Annotated in this window: 23 protein-coding genes and 1 pseudogene; 9 read left to right on the top strand and 15 right to left on the bottom strand. The window is 72.3% G+C overall.

The window, feature by feature from the left end; genetic code table 11:
* Positions 1 to 118: 118 nt before the first annotated feature.
* From ACFCXS_RS27685 to ACFCXS_RS27675, 3 genes are all read right to left on the bottom strand, one after another.
* A complete protein-coding gene (locus ACFCXS_RS27685) occupies positions 119 to 700 on the bottom strand; it encodes a sugar kinase (protein ID WP_376646042.1) in 582 nt (193 codons plus the stop codon).
* On the bottom strand, positions 697 to 1,845 hold the full coding sequence (locus ACFCXS_RS27680) for an ROK family glucokinase (protein WP_362245083.1): 1,149 nt from the start codon (positions 1,843 to 1,845) through the stop codon (positions 697 to 699). Before ACFCXS_RS27680 ends, ACFCXS_RS27685 begins: the two co-directional genes overlap by 4 nt.
* Before the next feature lie 108 nt (positions 1,846 to 1,953).
* On the bottom strand, positions 1,954 to 2,691 hold the full coding sequence (locus ACFCXS_RS27675; protein WP_376646090.1) for a GntR family transcriptional regulator: 738 nt from the start codon (positions 2,689 to 2,691) through the stop codon (positions 1,954 to 1,956).
* A 128-nt stretch (positions 2,692 to 2,819) separates the two neighbouring features.
* On the opposite strand from ACFCXS_RS27675, the pseudogene ACFCXS_RS27670 reads away from it, so the two are divergent.
* Positions 2,820 to 3,730: pseudogene (locus ACFCXS_RS27670) on the top strand (Gfo/Idh/MocA family oxidoreductase).
* Positions 3,731 to 3,758: 28 nt separating this feature from the next.
* On the opposite strand, the gene ACFCXS_RS27665 reads toward ACFCXS_RS27670, so the two are convergent.
* Positions 3,759 to 4,436: a response regulator gene (locus ACFCXS_RS27665; protein WP_376646041.1), complete on the bottom strand. Its 678-nt coding sequence runs from the start codon at positions 4,434 to 4,436 to the stop codon at positions 3,759 to 3,761.
* A 210-nt stretch (positions 4,437 to 4,646) separates the two neighbouring features.
* A complete protein-coding gene (locus tag ACFCXS_RS27660) occupies positions 4,647 to 5,918 on the bottom strand; it encodes a histidine kinase (RefSeq protein WP_376646040.1) in 1,272 nt (423 codons plus the stop codon).
* Positions 5,919 to 6,096: 178 nt separating this feature from the next.
* On the opposite strand from ACFCXS_RS27660, the gene ACFCXS_RS27655 reads away from it, so the two are divergent.
* Entirely contained in the window at positions 6,097 to 6,297 is a 201-nt protein-coding gene (locus tag ACFCXS_RS27655; RefSeq protein WP_376646039.1) for a hypothetical protein, read from the top strand.
* Between the two features lie 39 nt (positions 6,298 to 6,336).
* On the opposite strand, the gene ACFCXS_RS27650 is transcribed toward ACFCXS_RS27655, so the two are convergent.
* Entirely contained in the window at positions 6,337 to 6,732 is a 396-nt protein-coding gene (locus ACFCXS_RS27650) for a ribonuclease domain-containing protein (protein ID WP_376646038.1), read from the bottom strand.
* Between the two features lie 146 nt (positions 6,733 to 6,878).
* Positions 6,879 to 7,703 (bottom strand): AIM24 family protein, encoded by an 825-nt coding sequence (locus tag ACFCXS_RS27645; RefSeq protein WP_376646037.1) that lies wholly within the window; start codon positions 7,701 to 7,703, stop codon positions 6,879 to 6,881.
* 150 nt (positions 7,704 to 7,853) lie between these two features.
* Between ACFCXS_RS27645 and ACFCXS_RS27640 the strand changes: the two genes are divergently transcribed.
* Positions 7,854 to 8,597 (top strand): SDR family oxidoreductase, encoded by a 744-nt coding sequence (locus ACFCXS_RS27640; RefSeq protein ID WP_376646036.1) that lies wholly within the window; start codon positions 7,854 to 7,856, stop codon positions 8,595 to 8,597.
* Between the two features lie 171 nt (positions 8,598 to 8,768).
* Here the strand turns inward: ACFCXS_RS27640 and alc are convergent, their stop codons facing one another.
* On the bottom strand, positions 8,769 to 9,884 hold the full coding sequence (gene alc / locus ACFCXS_RS27635; protein ID WP_376646035.1) for an allantoicase: 1,116 nt from the start codon (positions 9,882 to 9,884) through the stop codon (positions 8,769 to 8,771).
* 38 nt (positions 9,885 to 9,922) lie between these two features.
* Entirely contained in the window at positions 9,923 to 11,263 is a 1,341-nt protein-coding gene (gene allB / locus ACFCXS_RS27630; protein ID WP_376646034.1) for an allantoinase AllB, read from the bottom strand.
* 246 nt (positions 11,264 to 11,509) lie between these two features.
* On the opposite strand from allB, the gene ACFCXS_RS27625 reads away from it, so the two are divergent.
* Positions 11,510 to 12,307, top strand: a complete 798-nt coding sequence (locus ACFCXS_RS27625) for an IclR family transcriptional regulator (protein WP_362245065.1) — start codon at positions 11,510 to 11,512, stop codon at positions 12,305 to 12,307.
* Positions 12,308 to 12,361: 54 nt separating this feature from the next.
* On the opposite strand, the gene ACFCXS_RS27620 is transcribed toward ACFCXS_RS27625, so the two are convergent.
* On the bottom strand, positions 12,362 to 13,267 hold the full coding sequence (locus ACFCXS_RS27620; RefSeq protein ID WP_376646033.1) for a MerR family transcriptional regulator: 906 nt from the start codon (positions 13,265 to 13,267) through the stop codon (positions 12,362 to 12,364).
* A gap of 170 nt (positions 13,268 to 13,437) precedes the next feature.
* Positions 13,438 to 13,767 carry a DUF5955 family protein gene (locus ACFCXS_RS27615; RefSeq protein ID WP_344463715.1) on the bottom strand — a complete coding sequence of 110 codons (330 nt, stop codon included), beginning with the start codon at positions 13,765 to 13,767 and terminating at the stop codon, positions 13,438 to 13,440.
* A 245-nt stretch (positions 13,768 to 14,012) separates the two neighbouring features.
* Between ACFCXS_RS27615 and ACFCXS_RS27610 the strand changes: the two genes are divergently transcribed.
* Positions 14,013 to 14,627, top strand: a complete 615-nt coding sequence (locus tag ACFCXS_RS27610; protein ID WP_376646032.1) for an NTP transferase domain-containing protein — start codon at positions 14,013 to 14,015, stop codon at positions 14,625 to 14,627.
* A 208-nt stretch (positions 14,628 to 14,835) separates the two neighbouring features.
* Positions 14,836 to 16,461 (top strand): malate synthase A, encoded by a 1,626-nt coding sequence (aceB, locus tag ACFCXS_RS27605; protein ID WP_376646031.1) that lies wholly within the window; start codon positions 14,836 to 14,838, stop codon positions 16,459 to 16,461.
* A 7-nt stretch (positions 16,462 to 16,468) separates the two neighbouring features.
* Here aceB and ACFCXS_RS27600 read toward each other — a convergent pair whose 3' ends face one another.
* Entirely contained in the window at positions 16,469 to 16,789 is a 321-nt protein-coding gene (locus tag ACFCXS_RS27600; RefSeq protein ID WP_376646030.1) for a SelT/SelW/SelH family protein, read from the bottom strand.
* Positions 16,786 to 17,700, bottom strand: a complete 915-nt coding sequence (locus ACFCXS_RS27595) for a HipA family kinase (protein WP_376646089.1) — start codon at positions 17,698 to 17,700, stop codon at positions 16,786 to 16,788. Before ACFCXS_RS27595 ends, ACFCXS_RS27600 begins: the two co-directional genes overlap by 4 nt.
* A gap of 156 nt (positions 17,701 to 17,856) precedes the next feature.
* Between ACFCXS_RS27595 and ACFCXS_RS27590 the strand changes: the two genes are divergently transcribed.
* Both ACFCXS_RS27590 and ACFCXS_RS27585 read left to right on the top strand, forming a co-directional pair.
* Positions 17,857 to 17,997 (top strand): hypothetical protein, encoded by a 141-nt coding sequence (locus tag ACFCXS_RS27590; RefSeq protein ID WP_376646029.1) that lies wholly within the window; start codon positions 17,857 to 17,859, stop codon positions 17,995 to 17,997.
* Between the two features lie 72 nt (positions 17,998 to 18,069).
* Positions 18,070 to 19,569 (top strand): APC family permease, encoded by a 1,500-nt coding sequence (locus tag ACFCXS_RS27585; protein WP_376646028.1) that lies wholly within the window; start codon positions 18,070 to 18,072, stop codon positions 19,567 to 19,569.
* A 55-nt stretch (positions 19,570 to 19,624) separates the two neighbouring features.
* Here the strand turns inward: ACFCXS_RS27585 and ACFCXS_RS27580 are convergent, their stop codons facing one another.
* Positions 19,625 to 19,996, bottom strand: a complete 372-nt coding sequence (locus tag ACFCXS_RS27580) for a (2Fe-2S) ferredoxin domain-containing protein (protein WP_376646027.1) — start codon at positions 19,994 to 19,996, stop codon at positions 19,625 to 19,627.
* Positions 19,997 to 20,058: 62 nt separating this feature from the next.
* The gene (locus ACFCXS_RS27575) at positions 20,059 to 21,594 is read right to left on the bottom strand and encodes an IucA/IucC family protein (protein WP_376646026.1); all 1,536 of its coding nucleotides are present in this window, start codon (positions 21,592 to 21,594) and stop codon (positions 20,059 to 20,061) included.
* A gap of 101 nt (positions 21,595 to 21,695) precedes the next feature.
* On the opposite strand from ACFCXS_RS27575, the gene ACFCXS_RS27570 reads away from it, so the two are divergent.
* Positions 21,696 to 23,189, top strand: a complete 1,494-nt coding sequence (locus ACFCXS_RS27570) for an IucA/IucC family protein (RefSeq protein ID WP_376646025.1) — start codon at positions 21,696 to 21,698, stop codon at positions 23,187 to 23,189.
* The last annotated feature ends 28 nt before the right edge of the window (positions 23,190 to 23,217 follow it).

The following is a 23,217-nucleotide window of genomic DNA, read 5'->3' as shown; positions in this document are numbered from 1 at the left end:
TCTGACAATCGGCTCCGGCGGTGGGGGCGGGGTACGTCGCGAAAGTGGCGTCGCACGGCAGGTACCACTTCGCGACGGACCCCAAAGACCTCTGGCGGATTTCCGCGGCGTCAGGCCCCTAGGGCACGGTCCGGCCCACGACGTACACCCAGGGGTACGCCGGGTTGGACAGGTCCACGACCACGTCGTGGGTGGGGGCCGGGTTCTTCTGCCGGTGGACGAAGCCGTACCAGGACTCGTTCGTCGCGAACTTCCAACCGGTGATCTTCCGGTCGCGGGCGCCGATGGTGATGTGGCCCTGCTTCAGGTCCTTACGGGTCACGCCCAGGCCGGTCAGATAGGCGTCCAGGCCGGCGGCGTTGGTCTCGAACTGGGTGTAGAGGCGGCTGGTCTTCCAGTTGTTGGTCTCGTAGTACGCCACGTGCCAGGCCGGGTGCGGGACGGGCACCTGGTAGACCCGGCGCTGGAGCTTGGAGGGCCAGCCCTCGGTCAGGCCGGTCGCCGAGTACTTCGCCTCCTTGTCCTTGCCGCTGTCGCGGCTCTGGTTCGCGGAGATCACGAGGTAGCCGGCCGGGATGCCGATGAGCAGCACGATGATCAGCAGGGTGAGGGACCTGCGGCGGATCATGTGGCGGCGGTCCTCGGCCGGGCGGTCCGGCTCGTCGGGCCAGGGGCCCTGGTGGGGCAGGGAGGCGGTCACGGCGTCTCCTGGGTACTGCGGAGCGACTGCGTGTACCGCTCGTAGCGCTCGTGGCGCTCCACGCGGCGGCGCTTGGCGCGGCGGAAGCGGCGGGCGACCAGCCGGGCGAGGTCGGCGGCGCCGACCATGCCGGCCTCGGGGCCGAGCTGGGCCCGGACGATGCGGGCCTCGGGACGGTAGCCGCGGCCGGTGAGGTGCCGCTTGAAGGCGTCCCGGGCCGGGCCGATCAGCAGGTCGTCGGCGGCCGAGACACCGCCGCCGATCACGAAGCAGGAGGGGTCGAGGGCGGCGGCCAGGTTGGCGATGCCGACGCCGAGCCACTGGCCGATGTCCTGGAGCAGCTCGATGCACATGGCGTCGCCCTCGCGGGCCAGCTCGGTGATCATCGGGCCGGTGATGTCACCGATGTTGCCCTTGACGTGCTCGATGATCCCGTACGCCACCGGCGAGTCGGCCGCCGCCAGCTCTCGGGCCTCACGGACCAGGGCGTTCCCGGAGCTGTACTGCTCCCAGCAGCCGCGGTTGCCGCACGGGCAGCGGTGGCCGCCGGGTACGACCTGCATATGGCCGAACTCGCCCGCGACGCCGTACTTGCCGCGCTTGACCTGGCCGTCCTCCAGGATCGCGCCGCCGATGCCGGTGCCGAGGGTGATCATGACGAGGTGGTCCTCGCCGCGGCCGGCGCCGAAGCGCCACTCGGCCCAGGCGGCCGTGTTGGCGTCGTTGTCCACCAGGACGGGGACGGAGAGCCGGCCCGAGAGGCGGTCGCGGAGCGGTTCGTTGCGCCAGGACAGGTGGGGGGCGAACAGCACGCGGTTGCGGTCGGCGTCCACCCAGCCGGCCGCACCGATGCCGACGGCGTGCACGTCGTGCCGGTCGGAGAGGTCCAGGACCAGCTCGGCGATGGTGTCCTCGACGACCTTGGGGCTCTTGGACTTGTCCGGGGTCTCCGTGCGGAGCATCTCCAGGATGTTGCCGTCGGCGTCGACGACGCCCGCCATCACCTTCGTACCGCCGATGTCGATGCCGACCGTGGGCACGCGGGGGGCCGTCAGGTGCGAGCGGCGCTCCCGGGTGCCGACGGTGCGCAGGGCCGTGGCACGGCGGGAGCCGATGGGGGCGGTGAAGTCGCGGTAGGTGCTCATCGCCGCCGATTCTGCCTCACGGGGAGGCGGGGTGCGGAGCACAGGGGTGGTGCGGATCACCGCCGGGTGCGGGCCGGTGGGGGCTTGTCCCGCAGTTCCCCGCGCCCCTCAAGTACGTACGAGCAACTGGAATTCGAAGGAATAGCGCGTCGGGCGGTACGTGTGTGTGCCGTACTCGACAGCGCGGCCCGTGTCGTCGAACGTGACGCGTTGCATCGTCAGCAGTGGCGCGCCCGTCTCCTCCGCCAGCCGCTCCGCCTCCTCCGTCGTCGCCGCCCGGGCACCGATCGACTGGCGGGCGCTGTGCAGGGTGATGCCGGCGGATCGCATCAGCCGGTAGAGGCCGGTGGTCTCCAGTTGACCGGTGTCGAGGTCGATGAGGCCGGGGGGCAGGAAGTTGCAGAGGTGGGCCATGGGCTCGCCATGGGCGAGACGGAGCCGCTCGACGCGGTGGACGTCGCTGTCCTCGGCGACGCCGAGCGCCGCGGCGACCTCGGCGGAGGCGGGGACCAGCTCGTTGACGAGCACCCGGGTGGCCGGGCGCTGCCCCGCCGCCTCCAGGTCGTCGTAGAGGCTGCTGAGCTCCAGCGGGCGTTTGACCTGGCTGTGCACGACCTGGGTGCCCACGCCGCGGCGTCGTACGAGCAGGCCCTTGTCGACGAGCGACTGGATCGCCTGGCGGACGGTCGGCCGGGACAGGCCGAGCCGGGCGGCGAGTTCGATCTCGTTGCCCAGCAGGCTGCCGGGGGTCAGCGTGCCGTGCTCGATCGCGGCCTCCAGCTGCTGGGACAGCTGGAAGTACAACGGCACGGGGGAGCTGCGGTCCACGCTCAGCTCGAGCTGCACGGTCGGGTCCACTTCTGGTTTCGGCACGGGCCGAGCGTAGCTCCGTGCGCTGTTGACGGGAAGTCGTGTAGTCAGATTGTCCGGACATGCCGATTGACAGCGGCGAGCTGGGCACGCACTTTGTTTTCATGCGCATCGGCGTCATCGGTACGGGCCGCATCGGCACCATCCACGCGAACACGCTCAGTCGGCATCGCGAGGTCGGCTCCCTGATTCTCACGGACGCGGACCCCGCGAGGGCCCAGGAGCTGGCGCACCGACTGGGCGAGACGGCGGCGCCCGGCGTGGAGGAGATCTTCCGCTGGGGGGTCGACGCCGTGGTGATCACGACGGCGACGTCCGCCCACGCCGAACTGATCGGTCGGGCAGCACGCTCGGGTCTGCCGGTCTTCTGCGAGAAACCCATCGCGCTGGATCTGCCGGGGAGCCTGAGCGCGATCGCCGAGGTCGAGACGGCCGGGACGGTCCTCCAGATGGGCTTCCAGCGCCGCTTCGACGCGGGCTACGCGGGGGCGCGCGAGGCCGTGCGGTCCGGCAGGCTGGGGCGACTGCACACCGTGCGGGCCCTGACCAGCGACCAGGCGCCGCCGGGTCCGACGCCGGCCCCCGGATGTTCCGCGAGGCGGGCGACGTCGACACCGCGGCCGCGCTCCTCACTCTGGACGACGGCACGCTCGCCACGCTCACCGGGACCCGGATGAACGGGGCCGGCTACGACGTGCGCATGGAGCTCGCCGGGGAGCGCGACCAGATCGTGGTCGGACTGGACGACCGTACGCCGATCGCGTCCACCGAGCCGACCGGGCCGCCGGCCGCGGACAAGCCGTGGACGGGCTTCCTGGAGCGGTTCGGACCCGCCTACGAGGCGGAGCTGAACGCGTTCGTCGAGGTCGTCCGGGGCGAGCGGGCCAATCCCTGCGACGGCCGCGAGGCGCTGCAGGCCCTGCGGGTCGCGGAGGCGTGCGAACTGTCGCGGCGCGAGCGCAGGCCGGTGCACCTGGCGGAGATCCCGGGCGGCGGCACCCCGGGGCTCGCCTGACGCGGACGGGCCGGGGTCCTCGCGGAGGTCAGTGCTCTTCCTGTTCCCCCTCCAGGAGTCCCGCGTCGTAGGCGAGCAGCGCGATCTGCACCCGGTTGTTGAGGTCGAGCTTGGCGAGGATGCGCGAGACATGCGTCTTCACGGTGGCGACACTCATGAACAGGCCGGCGGCGATCTCGGCGTTGGCCAGGCCCCGGCCGACCGCGACGGCGACCTCGCGCTCGCGGTCGTTGAGGACGGTCAGGCGGCCTCGCGCGCGGGAGCGGCGCGTGTCGGCGGCGCTGCCGACGGCGTGCCGCATCAGCTGACGGGTGACCGCGGGCGAGAGAACCGGGTCACCGGCGGCGACCCGGCGCACGGCCGCGACGATCTCGGCCGGCGGGGTGTCCTTGAGGACGAACCCGGCGGCTCCGGCGCGCAACGCGTGCAGCACCTGCTCGTCGGCGTGGAAGGTGGTCAGCACCACCACCTGCGGGGCGTCCTCGCGGGCGCGCAGCCGCTCCGTCGCCGTGAGACCGTCCATCGTCGGCATCCGGATGTCCATGAGCACGACGTCCGGGCGGGTGCGGTCGACGAGGGCCTCGACCTCGGCGCCGTCGGCGGCCTCGCCCACGATCTCGATGTCGTCGGCGCCGCCCATCATGAAGGACAACCCGGCCCGCACCAGCGGATCGTCGTCGACGAGGAGCAGTCTGATGGCAGTCATGGGGCCTACGTAATCACGGCCGGGCCGGGCGGCGGGCCAGGACGAGGGGCGCCAACGCCCCGCGTCCCGCGCGAGGTTGACGGCCGGACAGCCGGACAGCCGGCCAGCCGGCGCACGGCCCGCCGAGTGGCGACCGCGGGATGCGGCTTGCGGTTTACGACTTGCGGCTTGCGGCTTGCGGCTTGCGGCTTGCGGCTTGCGGGGGGATGCTCACCGCCACGGCAGCCACGCCCGCACCTCGAAACCGCCCTGCGGGGTGGGCCCGTGGGCCAGCCGGCCCCCGGCCAGGGTCGCCCGTTCCGTGAGGCCGATCAAGCCCTGCCCGGAGCCGGGGACGGGCGGCACCTCACCCTCGGGCGGCGGGTTGTGCACGCGGACCGTGAGGCCCGTGCCCGGTGCGCCGGTGACGGTCACCCGGACCTCCGTGCCGGGGGCGTGCTTGCGCGCGTTGGTCAGGCCCTCCTGGGCGATCCGGTAGGCGGTGCGGCCGACGGAGGACGGGACACCGGCAGGGTCCTCGACACGGTGGTCCAGGAAGACCTTCATACCGGCCTCGCGTGACTCGGCGACCAGGGTGTCCAGCGCCGCGAGTGTCGGCTGCGGCCGGCCCGCGTCGTCCGGATCGCCCGCCCGCAGCACACCGATGATCTCCCGCAGGTCCTGGAGCGCCTCGTGCGCGCTCTCCCGGATCACGCCCGCGGCCCGCGCCGTCTGCGAGGGAGGCGCGTCGGGCCGGAACTCCAGGGCGCCCGCGTGCACGCTCAGCAGCGTCAGCCGGTGGGCGAGCACGTCGTGCATCTCCCGTGCGATGGCCTCGCGGGCGAGCCGCTGCGCCTGCTCGGCCCGCAGCCGCGCCTCGGTCTCGGCGCGCCGGGCGCGGTCCCGCAGGCTCACCATGAGCTGCCGCTTGGCCCGGACGAACATGCCCCAGCCGACGATCGCCATGGTGAGCACCACGGCGAAGGGAACGCTCATGAGGTAGGGGAGGTCCGCGTCCGGGCGCAGCCAGTAGTAGAGCGGTACCAGCGCCACGTTGACGCCGCCCACCCAGGCCACGTACCGGAAGGGCCGGTGCACGGCCAGGGTGAACAGGGCGATGAGGCCGGCGCCGCCCGAGATGTCCGACAGGAGGCTGACGGGGGTCAGCGCCACGGCCAGGCCCAGCGGCCACCGGCGCCGGAGCCACACGGCCGCGCAGGCCGGCGCACCGATCACCAGGTCGACGACGACGAGCGAGTCCGGCACATGGGGGTTGTCGGCGAGCGCCTCCATGGCGGTCGCGCCCACCAGTACGGCCAGCAGGAAGCAGGAGAAGTCGACGACCCAGTCGCGGGCGGTACGCCGGGGGCGTCGCCCGGCCCGGGCGGCGTCGGGGTCGAGGTCGTGCAGGAGGGCCGACGGGAAGAACCATCGGCGCCGGGTGAACGGCGCGGGCGTCTCCCCGGCCGGTACCGGGGAGGCGTGCCCCGCGTCGTCACTCACGAACGCCAAATCTACGCAGCGCAGACCCGGCGCACCCGCCCTCGCGCGGGATCGTCGACCAAAGTCGCCGCAGCGCAGACTTTCGATGCCGTCGTGGCGATGGAGCGGGTACTTCCGGCCCGGGGGGTTCGTCCCGCGGCCGATGTGCGTGGGGGGTCCGCGGGGCCAGGCTGGTGGCATGAAGCAGGTACTGGAGATTCTCGGCCTCCTGGCCCTGGTCCAGGGCGTGGCGGGCCTGGTGCACGAGTTCACCGACTGGAACTGGGGCCTGGTGCAGCGCCTCGGGTTCCTCGGCGGCTACGAGGTCCACGCGAGCGTCACGCTGCTCGTGCTGGGCGTCGCCCTGTTCGCGGCGGCCGGGAGCCGGAAGTCCGTCTGACGTGCCGGCGGACGTCCGGCCCGCGGTGTGCGTCGGGGCTCAGCAGCCGTGGTCGACCAGGTCGAACGACTCGTAGTGGTCGGCCGTGTAGTAGTCCTCCTGGCTGCGCTCACCGGTGACGATGCGTCGCGCGCCGCGGGTGGAGGAGCCCGGGGTGATGACCGTGTACTCGTGGTAGTAGCCGGACGACTTGCTCGGCAGGACGCCTTCCCGGTTCTGGAAGACCGTGCCGTCCTGGTCGTACGGGTAGGGGCCGCCCTGCTCGATCAGGTCGAGCGTGTCGTGGGCCTGGGACGGGAGGTCGCTGTAGCAGATGTCGCCGACGGCGGTGGGGGCCGCGTCGGCCGTGGTCGCTGAGACGGTTCCGCCGACGAGGAGGGCGGACAGGAGGGCGGCTGCTGCGCCGAGCCGCGAGGCGCGTGGGGGGAAATTCATGACCCTCATGATGACGCGCGTAGATGCTGGCATGTCAATGACAAGCCTGGAGAATTTCCTGTGAAGCCCCGTGCGTTCGCGAGGAGTTCACCCGCCGACCGGCACCCTCACGGCGCCGGCGGCTCATCACCGGTCCGTACGCGCGTTCACTGGGCGTTCGTGGAGAACAGCCCGCCCGTGGGGCCCTGCTTGTCGCCGCCCTGGGCCTTCCTCAGGGCGTTGGCGAGGCTCTCGATGGTGAGAAACTGCAGGATGACGCGGCCGTTGCCCTCCAGGGTGGCCAGGGACAGGCCCTCGCCACCGAAGACGGCGTTCATCAGGCCCTGGCGGTTGAGGCCGCCGACGCGCTGGACTCCGTACTGGATGCCCTCCTCGAAGGCGACGACGCAACCGGTGTCGACCTCGATACGGCCGCCGAAGTCGGCCGGGTTCAGATCGATGAAGTTCCCCGCGCCGGCGATGATCACCGTGCCGCGCCCGGTGAACTTCTCCAGCACGAAGCCCTCGCCGCCGCTCCTGCCGGTGCGGCCGCCCTGGAAGGCGATGCCGAAGTCGACGGTGGACTCGGCGGCCACGAAGGCGTCCTTCTCCGCGAACCACGCGCGGGTGCCGTCCAGTTCCAGCGCGCGCATCTCCCCGGGAAGCACGCCCGCGAAGCCGACGGTGCCCTCACCGCCCCGGGTGGTGAAGTACTGGAAGGCCAGCGACTCACCGGCCATGACGCGCTGGCCGGCCTGCATGGCCGTGCCCATGGCCTGGCGCAGCAGCCCGCCCATGCCGCCGGAGCCGCTGCCGCCGGACTGCGACTGCTGCGCGCCGCCGCCCGACGGGCCGCCCAGGCGGGTCTCCATGGTCACGTTCGTGGTCTTGAACAGGAACTTTCCGGCCTCGCAGTACACCGTCTGACCGGGCTGCAGGCTGACGACCGCCATCTGCATGGCGTTGCCGACGATCTCTTGCTGAAGTGTCACGACGGGAGAACGGAGGAGCCGGAAGGAAAGGTTCCGGATGTGCTCCGGACGGGGACTGTGCGGCACGCCGGTGAACCCGCAGCGCGCCGTGGAAACCTCGACGTCCGTTCGCCGCCAGCGCCGCTGCCGTGCGGCCGGTGGGATGGACCCATGACTACTCAGGGGATTCTGAACGGCAAGGTGGCTCTCGTGACGGGCGGGAGCCGTGGCATCGGCGCCGCGACGGCGGTGCGGCTGGCTCGGGAGGGCGCTGACGTGGCCGTCGGCCATGTGAACGGCAAGGAGGCGGCCGAGGACGTCGTACGGGCCGTGGAGGCGCTGGGGCGCCGGGCGGTGGCGCTGCGCGCGGACACGGGCGACGCCACGGAGGCGGCCGAGACGGTGGACGCGGCGGCGGAGGCACTGGGCAGGCTCGACATCCTGGTCAACAACGCCGGCGTGGGGGTGCTCGGGCCGCTGGACGCCCTGTCGCTCACGGACGTGGACCGGGTCCTCGACGTCAACGTACGGGGTGTCTTCCTGGCCTCTCAGGCGGCCGCCGCGTGGCTGCCCGAGGGCGGGCGGATCATCACGATCGGCAGTTGCATGGCCCAGCGGGTACCAGGGCCCGGCGGGACCCTCTACGCGACGAGCAAGGCGGCCCTGGCCGGTCTGACCAAGGCACTGGCCCGGGAACTGGGCGGACGCGGGATCACGGCGAACCTCGTCCTGCCCGGTCCGATCGACACGGACATGAACCCGGCGGACGGGCCGTTCGCGGCCGGTCAGGCGGCGATGACGGCCCTGGGGCGGTTCGGGACGGCGGAGGAGGTGGCGTCGATGGTCGCCTACCTGGCGGGGGCGACGTACGTGACCGGGGCGGAGTTCTCCGTGGACGGCGGCCACGCGGCGTGAGGCCCGCGGTTCCGTGAAGTCCAGGGGCCGCCCGGTGCCGTGAAGCCCGAGGGCCGCGCACCGCCGTGAAGCCCGTGGTGCGCACCCGGGGCGTCCGGCCCGTGCGGTGAGACCGTCGGGCGCACCGGTGCTGTCCGGCCGGTGCGCCCCACAGGTCGGGACGGGACGGCGTCAGCCGCCCAGTTCCTGGTGGCGGGCCGCCAGTCGGCTCGTGCCCTCCGGGGTCAGGGCGCCGAACAGGCGGAGCCTGGAGATGCCGCCGTCCGGGAAGATGTCCACGCGCGCGTGTGTGCCGACGGCCGGGGCCGGGAGCACGAAGCGGTGGTTGGTGTCGGGCTGGAGGCGGGTGCGGGGCAGGATCTCCTGCCAGTCGCCGTCCTCGCCGTCCCTCACCGACACCGACGCCCAGCCCGCGCTGTTGCCCTTGAGGTAGGCGGTGTCGATCTCCAGGGCACGGACCTCGGCCTGGGCGGCGAGACGGTAGCTGATCCAGTCGTGGCCCCGGTCGCGGCGGCGGCGGGTCTCCCAGCCGTCGTCCATCTTGAGGGAGCGGCCCGGCTGGATGGTGTTGGAGGCGGGCGAGTAGAAGCGGTTGGAGGCGTCCTCGGCCCATCCGCCGTTCTCCAGGGCGACGACGTCGAAGGTGCCCAGCGCCTCCAGCCAGGCGGGGTCGGGGACGACCTCGCCGTGCACGCGCAGGCGGGCGATGCCGCCGTCGGGGTGCTGCTTGACCTTGAGGTGCGTGAAGCACTGCTCGACGTCTACGGCGAAACCGTTCGCCGCGTGGCCGCCGACCGGGGTGCGCGGGACGAGGGTCGTCCACTTCACGTCGTCCCCGAGGAGCTCCTCCGGTGACGGGGATCCGATGACGCGGGTGCCCTCGACGGACACGGCCTGCGGGTAGTTGCCGCGGAAGTGGGCGGTGTCGACGACGATCCCGCGGATCACGCCCGGGGCGCCGAGACGGACCAGCGCCCAGTCGTGGTCCTCCTCGGTCGGCCAGGGGTGGCCGGCGGAGGCGCCCCGGCGACGGCGCGTCTCCCAGCCGTCCATGATCTTGCCCTTGTGCCCGAAGTGCTCGGGGTCGAACTCGGCGGGCTCGGGCACCAGCAGGTTCTCGCGCTGGGCGAAGAACTCGTCGTTGGCGGCGATGACACCGGCCCCGAGACGCCGGTCGGCGAGATCGGCGTACGAGGTGAAGGGGAAGTCGGCGGTGCGGTAGTCCGCGTACGGGTCGCCGCCTCCGTAGGGGTTCGCGTCGCCGGTGAAGCTGGGGATCGCCGTCACGATGATCAGGTCTTCCTTTCGGGTGTCCGGGTGGGATTTCAGTGGTTCCGGGTGAGGAGGCGCCCCTTCGGTTCGGTGAACTCGCCGTCCGCGACGATGCGCTGTCCACGCAGCCAGGTCGACTTCACGACGCCCTGCAGGGTCCTGCCCGCGTACGCCGTGACGCGGTTGCGGTGCTGGAGGGCGACCGGGTCGACGGTGAAGGTCTCGTCGGGGGCGAGGACGGCGAAGTCGGCGTCGCGGCCCACCGCGATGGCGCCCTTGCGGTCGTCGAGACCGACCAGTGCGGCGGTGCGCGCGGACATCCAGCGGACCACGTCCTCCAGGCCGTGCCCGCGCTTGCGGGCCTCCGTCCACACCGCGGCCAGGCTGAGCTGGAGGCCGGAGATGCCGCCCCAGGCCGTCGCGAAGTCGTCGGTCTTCAGGTCGGCCGTGGACGGGGAGTGGTCGGTGACGATGCAGTCGACGGTGCCGTCGGCGAGCGCCTGCCAGAGCAGGTCCTGGTTGGCGGCCTCCCGGATGGGCGGGCAGCACTTGAACTCGCTGGCGCCGTCGGGGACTTCCTCGGCGGTGAGGGTCAGGTAGTGGGGGCAGGTCTCCACGGTGATGCGGACGCCCTCCGCCCGCGCCTCGGCGATCATCGGCAGGGCGTCGCTGGAGGAGAGGTGCAGGACGTGCACGCGCGCGTCGAGGGCCTTCGCCTCTCGGATCAGCTGGGCGATCGCGGTGTCCTCGGCGTCCCGGGGGCGGGAGGCGAGGAAGTCGGCGTACTTCGGGCCCGGCCGCTGCGGGGCGGAGGCGAGCAGGTGGGGGTCCTCGGCGTGCACGATGAGCAGGCCGTCGAAGGCGGCGATCTCGGCCATGGTGCGGGCGAGCGGGTCCCGCTCCAGGTGCGGGAACTCGTCCACGCCGGACGGCGAGAGGAACGCCTTGAAGCCGAACACGCCGGCCTCGTGCAGCGGCCGGAGTTCCTTGACGTTGTCGGGCAGGGCGCCGCCCCAGAAGCCGACGTCGATGTGCGCCTTGTCGGCGGCGACCTGCTGCTTGGTGCGCAGGTGCGGAACGGTCGTGGTCGGCGGGAGGGAGTTGAGGGGCATGTCGACGAGGGTCGTGATGCCACCGGCCGCCGCGGCGCGGGTGGCGGTCCAGAAGCCCTCCCACTCGGTGCGGCCGGGGTCGTTGACGTGCACGTGGGTGTCGACCAGCCCGGGCAGCAGGACGTGGTCGCCCAGGTCCTCCGGGCGGGCGCCCTCCGGTACGGGCGCGTCGTACGGGAGGACGGCCGTGATCGTGCCGCCGGCCACCACGACGGATGCGGCCCGCGTTCCCTCGGGGGTGATGACTCGTGTCGAGCGCAGCACCAGTTCAGCGTCGGACACCCGAACCCCTTACTTCCAGCCGCTTCCGCGAAACGGAATTCAACTTTCTGTTGAAGGAGTCTTCACTCCCTCTTTCGCGCAGTCAAGGGCAGACTTGACCACGGTGCCCTTTCGCGAACACTCCTGGACGTTTCCACAAAGCGGAATTAAACTTCCAGCACGCAGAACGTAGCTACGTACAAGCGGGGAGTCAACCGACCGGCGGGTAGGCTTCTGCCTTCCCGCCCGCCCCGAAAGGAACGCGCCGTGCCGACGTCCAGCGCCAGCACCACCGACTCCGCCCGGTCCTCCGCCAACGGCGGCGTCCAGTCCCTGGAGCGCGCCTTCGACCTGCTCGAACGGATGGCGGACGCGGGCGGCGAGGTCGGCCTGAGCGAGTTGTCCGCGAGCAGCGGCCTGCCCCTGCCGACCATCCACCGCCTGATGCGCACGCTGGTGGTCTGCGGGTACGTACGTCAGCAGCCCAACCGGCGGTACGCGCTCGGCCCGCGCCTGATCCGTCTCGGCGAGTCGGCGTCCCGGCTGCTGGGCACCTGGGCACGGCCGTACCTCGCGCGCCTGGTCGAGGAGACGGGCGAGACGGCGAACATGGCCCTGCTCGACGGGGACGAGATCGTCTACGTGGCGCAGGTGCCCTCGAAGCACTCGATGCGCATGTTCACGGAGGTCGGCCGGAGGGTGCTGCCGCACTCCACGGGCGTGGGCAAGGCCCTGCTCGCCGGTTTCCCGCCGGAGGAGGTGCGGGCGCTGCTCTCCCGTACGGGCATGCCCGCCGCGACGGAGAAGACGATCACGACGCCCGACGGGTTCCTCGCGGCCCTGGAGGACGTGCGCCGGCAGGGCTTCGCCATCGACGACAACGAGCAGGAGATCGGGGTGCGGTGCCTTGCGGTTCCCGTACCCGACTCCCCCACCGCCGCGGCCATCTCCATCTCCGGCCCGGCGGGGCGGGTCACGGAGGCGGCGACGGACAAGATCGTGCCGGTGCTCCAGCAGGTCGCCGGCGAACTGTCCGAGGCACTCGCCAGCCAGAGCCCCGCGTGACGGGGTGACTCCGCGACAGCGGGGCCCTGCGCGTCAACACACCTGGGCCGTGGTTCAGGTGGCGGGTGAGTCCTGGGCGGCCAGTTCTTCGGCCAGTTCGATACAGCGCAGACGGGCCGGGGAGAAGTCCTGGGGCATCTTGCCCATGGCTTCGAGCACGCTCATGGAGTCAGCCTCCCGCCTGCCGGTACCGAGGCCGACCTCGCCGTCCTCGGCGGTGGCAGGGTGCAGGGCGTCCCAGGCGTCGAAGAGGGCGTCGTCGCCCTCACCCAGGCCGGACTCCTCGATGACGGCCTGCAGGGCGCTTTCGAAGGCGTGCCGCTCGACGGCTACTTGAGCCACCCGTGGATCGTCGACGGCGACACTGTCATCGAGTGCCTCCTCGGCGGCATCGACGCGGTCGGAATCCTCCCGCAGAGCGGGATGCGTGGCCAGGACGACGAAGCGGGTGGCCTGGACGGCCGCGCCGAGCGGGCCGAAGATCCGCTCGGTGACCAGCAGGCTGTCCAGCTCCGCCTGACGCAGGGAGCCCTCGGGCAGGCTCTTGAGGCGTTCGGTGACGAAGTCGGAGAGCAGGCCCGTCCGGCTGCCTTCGGTGCGCATCCGCTGCACGGCGGTCCGCTGCCGCCGCAATCGCGCCTCCTGCTCGGCGAGGGTTTCCTCCAGCCGCTCCAGGACGGCCGCGACACCTTCTCCGTCGTCCGTACCGGCGGAAGCCGTGCCCGTGGTGAAGGCGTCACGGATGTCGTCCAGGGCGATCCCGGCATCGGCCATTTTGCGAATCCACAGCAGGCGGATCATGTCCTCGTACCCGTAGCGGCGGCGGTCGTCGCCGCCCCGCTCGGGCTCGGGGAGCAGCCCGATCTCGTGGTAGTGGCGAATCGCCCGTGGTGTGCTGCCGGTGAAGGCCGCCGCGTCACCGATCTTGACCTGACGGGGTGGCACGAAAGACGAACGCACGAGCAGGGACCTTTCCTCAAGGCATCGGGACACAAGTCCACCGGACCACATGCCGCTACGGAAGGTGCAACCCCGTACCCACCGCTCCGCCCGAGCGGAGAAGATGCCCTCGCCCCGCATCTCGGCCATCGGGCTGCGGTGCGTGCGCGGGAAGCCGAACCCGGAACGACCTAGCCCTGGCCCCGCACCGGTCCTCCGAAGAGGTCCACCGCCCGCCGGACCTCCGTCAGCTCGGCGGACAGCGCGCTCACCGAGCCGATCGCGCCCGCGATGAGCAGGAGGGAGCGGCGCAGGCGGGGGATCTCGGGGATGCCGTCGGCGGCCATGGCGGCCACCGCGGCCAGCTCCTCCTCGGCGATGGTCCGGTCGGCGAACTCGCCGGGATGGGCAGCCAGCCGGCGGCGCAACCGGGACACGGCGGAGCGCAGCTCCGTCACGCGCGGGTCCTCGCCACCGCCGGTCACAGGCCCCTGCCGCTTCTGCTCGACGCTCCGCAACACAGTCCTCCCCCTCGCCACCTCGTCGTGCGCGTGTCCGTCCGAAGACGAAGTCCCCCACACCGGACAGCCGTCGGGCGCCCGGCCGGTCGGTGCGGGCGACAGTAAACGACGTGGACGGCCGGGCGCCAGTCCATTGCGTCATCGACTTGTTTCGCTGAGTGACTTTCTGGCCCGGGGCGCACGCCTGTCCGACGCGCGCCGCACGCCGTCGCACTCCCGTACGGGGCGTGCGGTATGCAGGAGCCATGACGACACGGGAGACGACGGGCGGGGCACAGGCGGTCGCGGGACTGCTGCTCGCGGCCGGTGGCGGACGGCGGCTCGGCGGACGGCCCAAGGCACTGCTCCCGCACCGGGGGCGGCCCCTGGTGGAGCACGCGGCGCGGGTGCTGCGGGAGGGCGGCTGCGCGTCCGTCCACGTCGTCCTGGGCGCACAGGCCGACGACGTGCGCGCACGGGCCTCACTGCCGGGCTGCACGCTGGTCGACAACCCCGACTGGGCGCAGGGGATGGGGAGTTCCCTGCGCGCCGGACTCGACTCGCTCGCCGGCACGGGCGCCCGGGCCGCCCTGGTGTCACTCGTGGACCAGCCCGGCATCGGCCCCGAGGCGGTGGCCCGCGTCCTCGCGGCCCACGAGGGCGAGGAGACGCTCGTCTGCGCCGCGTACGACGGTGTGCGCGGCCACCCGGTGCTGTTCGGTGCCGCGCACTGGGCGGGCATCGCCGCGACTGCCACCGGGGACCGGGGGGCACGCGCCTACCTGAAGGAGCACCGGCAGGCGATCACCCTCGTCGAGTGCGGGGACGTGGCCCGGCCGTTCGACATCGACACGGAAACCGATCTGGCGCACCTGGAGTGAACGGGGTGGCACGGAGCGCCACGTTGCCTCGACCCGGAGAGTCTCGACATCGACAGACGATTGAACTTCCACCATGAGGAAACTAGTATCCACTGTTCAGAAGCGCCCGACCTCTCTCAGGGCGCGGAACGCCGTATTCGGGAAGACTGGCACCCGGTGCCGAGCACGCCGGCTCGTCTTCACAGCTCGCTGAAGGAAGTGACCGTTCATGTCCGCTCCAGCGCCGTCCCCGCTGGCCATCGTCGACGCCGAGCCCCTGCCCCGGCAGGAGGAGGTCCTCACCGAAGCGGCACTCGCCTTCGTGGCCGAGCTGCACCGGCGGTTCACGCCCCGGCGTGACGAGCTCCTCGCCCGCCGCGCCGAGCGCCGCGCCGAGATCGCCCGCACCTCCACCCTCGACTTCCTTCCGGAGACCGCCGCGATCCGCGCCGACGACTCCTGGAAGGTCGCCCCGGCCCCGGACGCGCTGAACGACCGCCGGGTCGAGATCACCGGTCCCACCGACCGCAAGATGACCATCAACGCCCTCAACTCGGGCGCCAAGGTGTGGCTCGCGGACTTCGAGGACGCTTCCGCGCCCACCTGGGAGAACGTGGTCGGCGGCCAGCTGAACCTGAGCGACGCCTACACCCGGAACATCGACTTCACCGACGCGAGGTCCGGCAAGTCGTACGCGCTGAAGGCGGACACGGAGCTCGCCACGGTCGTGATGCGCCCGCGCGGCTGGCACCTGAACGAGCGTCACCTCGTCGACGCCGACGGCACTCCCGTGCCCGGCGCGCTCGTCGACTTCGGCCTGTACTTCTTCCACAACGCCCAGCGCCTGCTGGACCTCGGCAAGGGCCCGTACTTCTACCTTCCGAAGACGGAGTCCCACCTGGAGGCCCGCCTGTGGAACGAGGTCTTCGTCCTCGCCCAGGAGTACTGCGGCATCCCGCAGGGCACCGTCCGCGCGACCGTCCTCATCGAGACGATCACCGCCGCGTACGAGATGGAGGAGATCCTCTACGAGCTGCGCGACCACGCCTCCGGGCTGAACGCGGGCCGCTGGGACTACCTGTTCTCCATCGTCAAGAACTTCCGTGACGGCGGAGCCGAGTTCGTCCTGCCGGACCGCAACGCCGTGACGATGACGGCCCCGTTCATGCGCGCGTACACCGAACTCCTCGTCCGCACCTGCCACAAGCGCGGCGCCCACGCCATCGGCGGCATGGCGGCGTTCATCCCGTCCCGCCGGGACGCCGAGGTCAACAAGGTCGCCTTCGAAAAGGTCCGCGCCGACAAGGACCGTGAGGCCGGCGACGGCTTCGACGGCTCCTGGGTCGCCCACCCCGACCTGGTGCCGATCGCCATGGAGTCCTTCGACAAGGTCCTCGGCGACAAGCCCAACCAGAAGGACCGCCTCCGCGAGGACGTGGTCGTCGAGGCGGCCGACCTGATCGCCGTCGACTCCCTCGACGCCAAGCCGACGTACGCGGGCCTGCTCAACGCCGTGCAGGTGGGCATCCGTTACATCGAGGCCTGGCTGCGCGGCCTCGGCGCGGTCGCCATCTTCAACCTGATGGAGGACGCGGCCACCGCCGAGATCTCCCGGTCCCAGATCTGGCAGTGGATCAACGCGGAGGTCGTCCTCGACAACGGCGAGCAGGTCACCGCCGACCTGGCCCGCAAGGTCGCCGCCGAGGAACTCGCGAACATCCGGGCCGAGATCGGCGACGAGGCCTTCGCGGCCGGCAACTGGCAGCAGGCGCACGACCTGCTGCTGACGGTCTCCCTCGACGAGGACTACGCCGACTTCCTGACACTCCCGGCGTACGAGCAGCTCAAGGGCTGAACAGCCGCTACCGCTCCGAGTGGCCCAGGGTCTTTCCCGGGGCCACTCGGTCGCGTACGGCCCGCTTCACGGCCGTCGGCTCCGGGAATCCCTGCTCACGCCGGTCCCAGACGACCTCGTCGCCGACGCGGACGACGAACACCCCGCCGGTGCCGGGTTTCAGGGCCAGTTCCGTCAGTTCGGCCTCGAAGGTCGTGAGCAGCTCCTGCGCCAGCCAGGTCGCGCGGGGCAGCCAGCGGCACTGGGTGCAGTACTCGATCTCGACCCGCCGCGAGGCGCCCGGGGCGTCCTCCGCCGGTCCGGTCCCGACGCGCTGAGCGTCCGTCATCCGAGGTGCACCGACCAATCCTGCCGGGCCGCGGGCTTGCCGTGCAGGTCGGGCACCTGCCTGAGCCACGCGGGTCGTCCTTGCTGGTTCCTCGCCGCCCGCCGGGCCTCCTCGGCGGCGAGCTCCTCCCGGCTGGGGAAGTCGGTGGGCAGCCAGGCCGCGGAGGCCTTCGCGCGTGCGTGGAGGTACCTCACGTAGGCCTCGCGCACCTCGTCCGCCGTGGCGAAGCCCGGCTCGTCCGCGAGCCAGGCGTCCGGGACCTCGGCGAGGATCCGCCACAGCAGTTCCCCGGTGACCCGGGGCGCGAGTTCGGCGTCGGCGGCCCGGACGTCGGGGCCGTGGTGGCCGAGGGCGTGGTGCCGGAAGTCGTAGGCCTTCGCCGGGTCGGAGCCGTCCCAGCGGTGGTGGAAGACGAGGGCGGCGCCGTGGTCGATCAGCCACAGGCGCGGGCGTGCGACGCCGAGGGTGGGCCAGACCATCAGGTTGGAACTGTGGACCGTGCGGTCGACGTTCACGGTCAGGGCGTCGAGCCAGACGATCCTGCCCGCCTCCAGCGGATCGACGGGGAAGACCCGGGCGATCTCGGGGGTGAAGTCCCGGGCGCCCGGCAGGTAGTCCATGCCGAGGTTGACGCCCGCGCTGGCCGCGTGCAGACCCCGCACCTCCTGGTGGGGCTCGTGGTCGGCGATCGACGGGTCGAAGTGCACCAGGACCAGCTCGGGGAAGCGCAGGCCGAGGGCGCGGGCCAGTTCCCCCACGATGACCTCGGCGACGAGCGCCTTGCGGCCCTGCGCGGAGCCGGTGAACTTGACGACGTACGTGCCGAGGTCGTCCGCCTCGACGACGCCGGGTACGGAGCCGCCGGACCGCAGGGGTTCGACGTAGCGGGTCGCGGTGACCTCTCTCAGCATGGTCCAGGGCTCCACGGGGGCAGAATCCGAAGGAGCCATAGTAACCAGGCGTCACGGGCGCACGGCGGCCCTGGCCGCAGGCGGCTGCCGGCCGGTGGCACGGAGCTCGGCCGTGGGCCGGCCACGGGTACGGCGACAGGAACTGACAGCCGGCTCGTGCGCCTGCCGTACCGGGACGGGCCGCACGAGGAGGCGCAGCCCGAGCAGGGCAGGCACACCATCGGCGCTCGTGACCTGCCCGTTCCGCGGGAGCGTCTCGTGGGCCCGGGCGGGCCGGAACGCGACATGACGCCCTGAAGGTACATAAATGGCCGAACCCCCTCGGATGTGCCTGTTGTATGGACGCACACCCGACGGGAGCGAGGGAGCATGGCCAAGGACATCACGGGCTCGGGCCCGCCCCCGGAGGCGAGCCTGAAGCCCGACGCCATCGGGTTCGTCGACGCGCTGGTCATCGGCCTCAACGCGACCTCCCCCGCGTACTCCGTGGCGGCGGTGATCGGCCCGGTGGTGGCGCTGGTCGGCATCTACGCCCCCGGGGTGATGCTCGCGTCGTTCGTGCCCATGCTGCTGATCGCCTCGGCGTTCTACTACCTCAACAAGGTCGACCAGGACTGCGGCACGACGTTCTCGTGGGTCACCCGGGCCATGGGGCCGTGGGCGGGCTGGCTCGGCGGCTGGGCCATCACGATGACGGGTGTCCTGGTCGTCGGGTCGCTCGCGGACGTCGCGGTGACGTTCTTCCTGCTCGCCGTCGGCCTGGACAGCTGGGCCGACAACGACGTGGTGCGCCAGGTACTGACGGTGCTGCTCATCCTGGTGATGACAGCGGTCTGCGTGATCGGCACCGAGATCTCGGCCAAGGTGCAGAACGTCCTCATCCTGGCGCAGGTCGCCTGCCTGCTCGCCTTCGCCGTGGTGGCGCTCTACCGCGTCTACGCCGACACCGGCACCCTCGACTCCGTCGACCCGGAGTTCAGCTGGCTCGACCCGTTCGGAGCCGGCGGGGCGTCACTGACCGCGTCCCTGCTGCTGGGCGTCTTCATCTACTGGGGGTGGGAGTCGGCGGTCAACCTCACCGAGGAGGTCGAGGACTCGGCCACCGCCCCCGGCAAGGCGGCCGTGTGGTCGACGGTGCTGCTGCTGGTGACCTATGTCGCGGTCGCCTTCGCGGTGGTGGCCTACGCCGGTACGGACTACCTCGCCGAGAACGCGGCGGAGGAGGAGTTCATCTTCGCGCTGCTCGCCGAGGAGGCGATGGGCGACTGGGACTGGGTCGTGCTGCTGGCGGTGTCGACGTCCGCGCTCGCCTCCACACAGACCACGATCATCCCGGCCTCGCGCACGGGGCTGTCCATGGCACGCCGGTACGCGCTGCCCGCGCACTTCGCCCGCATCCACCCCCGCTTCCGCACCCCCGACGTGAGCACCTGGTGGGTCGCGGGCATCGCCATCGTCTGGTACCTCGTCCTCTTCCACATCAGCGAGAACGCCCTCTTCGACTCCCTCACCGCCCTGTCCCTGCTGATCGCGTTCTACTACGCGCTGACGGGCCTGGCCTGTGCGGTCTACTACCGCCGCCAACTGACCCGCAGCGCCCGCAACTTCTTCCTGATCGGCCTGGGACCGCTGATCGGCGCGGGCCTGCTGGCGTGGCTGCTGGTGGAATCCGTGGCGGACATGTCCGACCCCGGGAACTCCTACAGCGGTGTCTCGTGGTTCGGGCTCGGTCCGCCGCTCGTCATCGGCATCGGCATCGTCGTCGCGGGCGTCGTCCTCATGGTCGTGTGGCGGCTGGTGGCGCCCGCCTTCTGGTCGGAACACCCGAGCGTGGTCGACCCGGCGCTCGTCGACGGCACGCAGGCCTGACGTCGCCGGTGATCCCCGGCCACGACGAGTCCCGGGGCGCCCTGAGCGCACTGCTTCATGAGCTCCCGGCGGAGCGTTTGGTGTGCGGGCTGAAGACGTACAGGTCGAGGATCTCGGGCACCGGCGCGACGCCGGGGCCGCCCGCCCGCACCCAGGAGACGACGTCCTCGGTGGCGGCCGGGTCGTTGACCAGCCCGAGCCACACCGGACGGCCCCCGGCGGCCCGGCCCTCGGCGGAGGGCTGGACGACGATGACATTGGCCTGGTCGCAGACGTCGAGGCAGTCGGAGACGCGCACCGGCGCGGTCTCGCGAAGGCGCTCGATCTGGGCGGCGTGATCGACACCTCTGATCTTGCGGGTGCCGCAGCAGCAGTCCCGGCAGACGACGATGCGGCAGGGGAGCCCTGCGTTCGGCGTCACGGACATACCGCTCCCTCCCTCTCTGCGCGTGGTGATGATCATGTCACGCGGGCTCCGGGCCCGGCGGGTCAGGTCCCTTCCCCGAGCGGGTTGGGCAGCGGACGGTAGCGGGCGTCGGCACCGTCCGCGCCGGTCCAGCGCAGCAGCAGGTTGGTCTTGGCGGGGAGGGCCGGCGAGTTCAGCAGGGCGGGGATCTCGGGGAGGTCGTGACGGGCGAGTTCGCGGCGGGCGGCGGGCCAGGGGTCGAAACCGGGGTGCCGTTCGGTGAGGGCGCCGGCGATCTCGACGAGGTGATTGACGACCAGGCAGTACACGAGCCGCTCCCAGCCGGCCTGCCGCGTCACGTCCGGCAGCAGCTTCACGCCCTCGGCGTCCCGGTACAGCGCCTGCACCGGCAGTCCGTCGGCGTCGACGGCGACCAGCGTGTTCTGCAGATGGGCCTCGAGGACGACACCGTGCTCGGCGAACGCCGTCAGCGCCGGGGGCACGACCTGGGCCAGGTACGCCGTCCACCAGACGCCCGGGTCGGCGGCGCGGTCGAGCGGGCTGCCGTCGAAGCCCTCGACGAGAGCGGCGGCGAGCACCGGGACCGTGCCCGGCAGGACGCGGCCGGCGAAGCCGTCGCGGACGAGGACGGCCAGGGCCTCGAAGGCGAAGCCGGCGGTGCGGTAGCCGCGGTCGCCGAGCCAGGCCGAGGGCCCGTCGAGCGTCTCGAAGGCGGCGCACACGGCCGCGTCCGTCCTGCGCAGGGCGAGCAGATCGTGGCGCCACAGGCGGCGGATGTCGTTGGTGATGCGCACGTCCAGGCTGAACTTGAGGAAGAGGTCCCGCTCGGGCGTGTAGAGCGTGCGGATCGCGGCCGTGGGCCAGGCGTCGGAGGCGGTGGTGCCGAGCCGGATCAGCCTGCCGTCCGCGAAGGCTCCGGCGAGCTCCTGCGCGGCCAGCTCGAGCTGCCAGGGGTGGGCGGGGAGCAGCCGGTAGCCGGGCGGGGCCGTGCCGAGGCCGTCGAGGGCGGAGGTGTCGCCCTCCTCGACGACGGTGTCCTCGCGCAGCCCCAGCAGGGTGATGGGGAAGCGGGCGTACGCCTCGGGCGCGTACGGCAGCCAGCGGGCCGTGGGACCGCCCCCGCGCGCCTTGGGGGCCGGGTGGTGGGTGTGGCCGATCAGGAGGGACTGCTCGGAGCGCAGGTAGAGGCCGTCGGGCGGGGTGGCCCGGGCCCGGGCGGCGAGCAGGGCGGCCACGGCGTCGCGGCTGTCCAGCATCTCGGCGGGCAGCTCGTGGTTGGGCAGCCCGGTGTGCCGGCGCAGTTCCTCGGCGACGAGCTTGACCAGCTCGGCGTGGCCGACGCGGTGCCAGGCGCCCGCGGCCTCGATCTCCGGCTCGGCGGGCCGCCGCGCTCCGCGCACCCTCAGCAGCCGGCCCGTGCCGGGCAGCCGGTGGACGCGACGGTCGCCCTCCCGGCGCACCGGCCGGGCGACCTCCCGCAGCAGGCAGTTCAGCAGGGGCACGGCGGCGTACGCGTCGGCGAGGGCTCCGGTGGCCGGGTCGTCACCGGGGGCCGAGTCGTCGTCGGCGGGCGGGGGCATGAGGTCCACGCGTTCCACTCGTCCCTATGGTCGTTCCAGCGTGCCGGGCGGAGATGATCAGTATGTCGGTCGTCGCCGTTCCGCTGTGACGCCCCTATTCGTACCCGAGGAGCCCGCCCGTGCACCGTCCCCCCACCGCCGAGGCCGAGGTCGCCGACGAACTGTCCGTCGTACGGCCCGGGCTCCTGCCGCGGTACGAGGCCGCGCTGCCCGGCGCCCGGGCTGCCGTGCTGTCCCGGCTGTGGCGCGGTCTCGCCCACGATCCGCTGCCTTGGGTCGCCCGCAGGGAGGGGACCCCGGACGGTCTGACGCTGTCCCTGTCCGACGGCCGCCGGCTGCACGGCCCCCGGCCGGATCCCTACGCGACCGGCGCGTACGTCACCGCCGTACGGCTGGACGAGACGACGTACGCGGATCCGGCGCGGCTGATGACGGACCTGGCCGTACCGCACTCCGCTTCCTTCGCCGCCGAGCTCGGGCACAGCGTCGCCTCGCTGGCGCTGTCGCGGGCGGGGCAGGAGGGCGCCGGGGAGGACTGGCCGGTCAGCGACTGGGAGTGGGAGCAGCGGATCGTCGACGGGCACCCCTTCCATCCGACGTGCCGGTCCCGGCCCGGCTTCTCGGTGGCCGAGCAGCTCGCCTACGGGCCCGAGCACCGGCCGGTCGTGGAGCTGGGGCTGGTGCCCGTGCGGGCGGAGGAGTGCCTGGTGACGGGCGGGTGGCCGGACGAGCTGCGGGACGGGGGGCGGGTGGTGCTGCCGGTGCATCCGTGGCAGGCGGCGCATGTGCTGAAGCGGACGTGCGAGGAGCGGCGCCCGGCGCATCCGCTGATGTCCCTGCGGACGCTGGCCCTGCCCGGCGGGCCGCAGGTGAAGACCTCGCTGAGCGCCCGGCTGACGTCCTCGGTGCGGGACATCTCCCTGCCCTCGGTCGCCGCCTCGGCGGTGCTGTCGGACTTCGCGGGGACACCGGCTGCGCGCACGGACGGTCTGCTGCACGTCACCCGCACGCTGGGTGCCGCGGCGGCCGGTTCCGCCGACTTCGCGGCCGTCCTGCGGGAGTCGCCGCAGACGTACGCGGGCAGCGGTGAACGGGTCCTGCCGGTGGCGGCGCTGGCCACCACCGACCTGCCGCGCTCCCCCGCCTGGCTGGCCGCCTTCGCACGGCTCACGCTCACGATCGGGCTGCGGCTGCTGGAGCTGGGCGTGGCTTTGGAGGCGCACGGCCAGAACCTCCTGGTGGTCCTCTCGGCGACGGGAGAGCCGCTGCGGCTGGTCTACCGCGATCTGGCCGACATCCGCGTCAGCCCGGCGCGTCTGGCCCGGCACGGCATCACGGTGCCCGAGCTGCCGGCCCGGATGGTCACGGACGACGAACGCGTGCTGCGCCGCAAGCTGTTCGGCTCGCTCGTGGCAGGCGCGCTGGCCGGTACGGCCGGGTCGGGCCCGGCGCTCGGCGCGGCGCTGGAGACCGCGGTACGGGACCTGCCGCGCACCCCGGATCTCGCGGCCCTGTGCGCCGGTCCGCTGCCCACGAAGGCGCTGACGCTGATGCGGCTCTCGCCGCGGACGCCCGGGGACCAGTGGGCGGAACTGCCCAACCCCTTGCGGTGAAGCACGTTTTGGAACCGGAGCGGGGTGA

It is taken from the genome of Streptomyces sp. NPDC056373 (genome assembly GCF_042262425.1).
Taxonomy (GTDB): Bacteria; Actinomycetota; Actinomycetes; order Streptomycetales; family Streptomycetaceae; genus Streptomyces.
The sequence above is the reverse complement of the archived record's forward strand: the minus strand, read 5'-3'. Positions and strand labels throughout refer to the sequence as shown.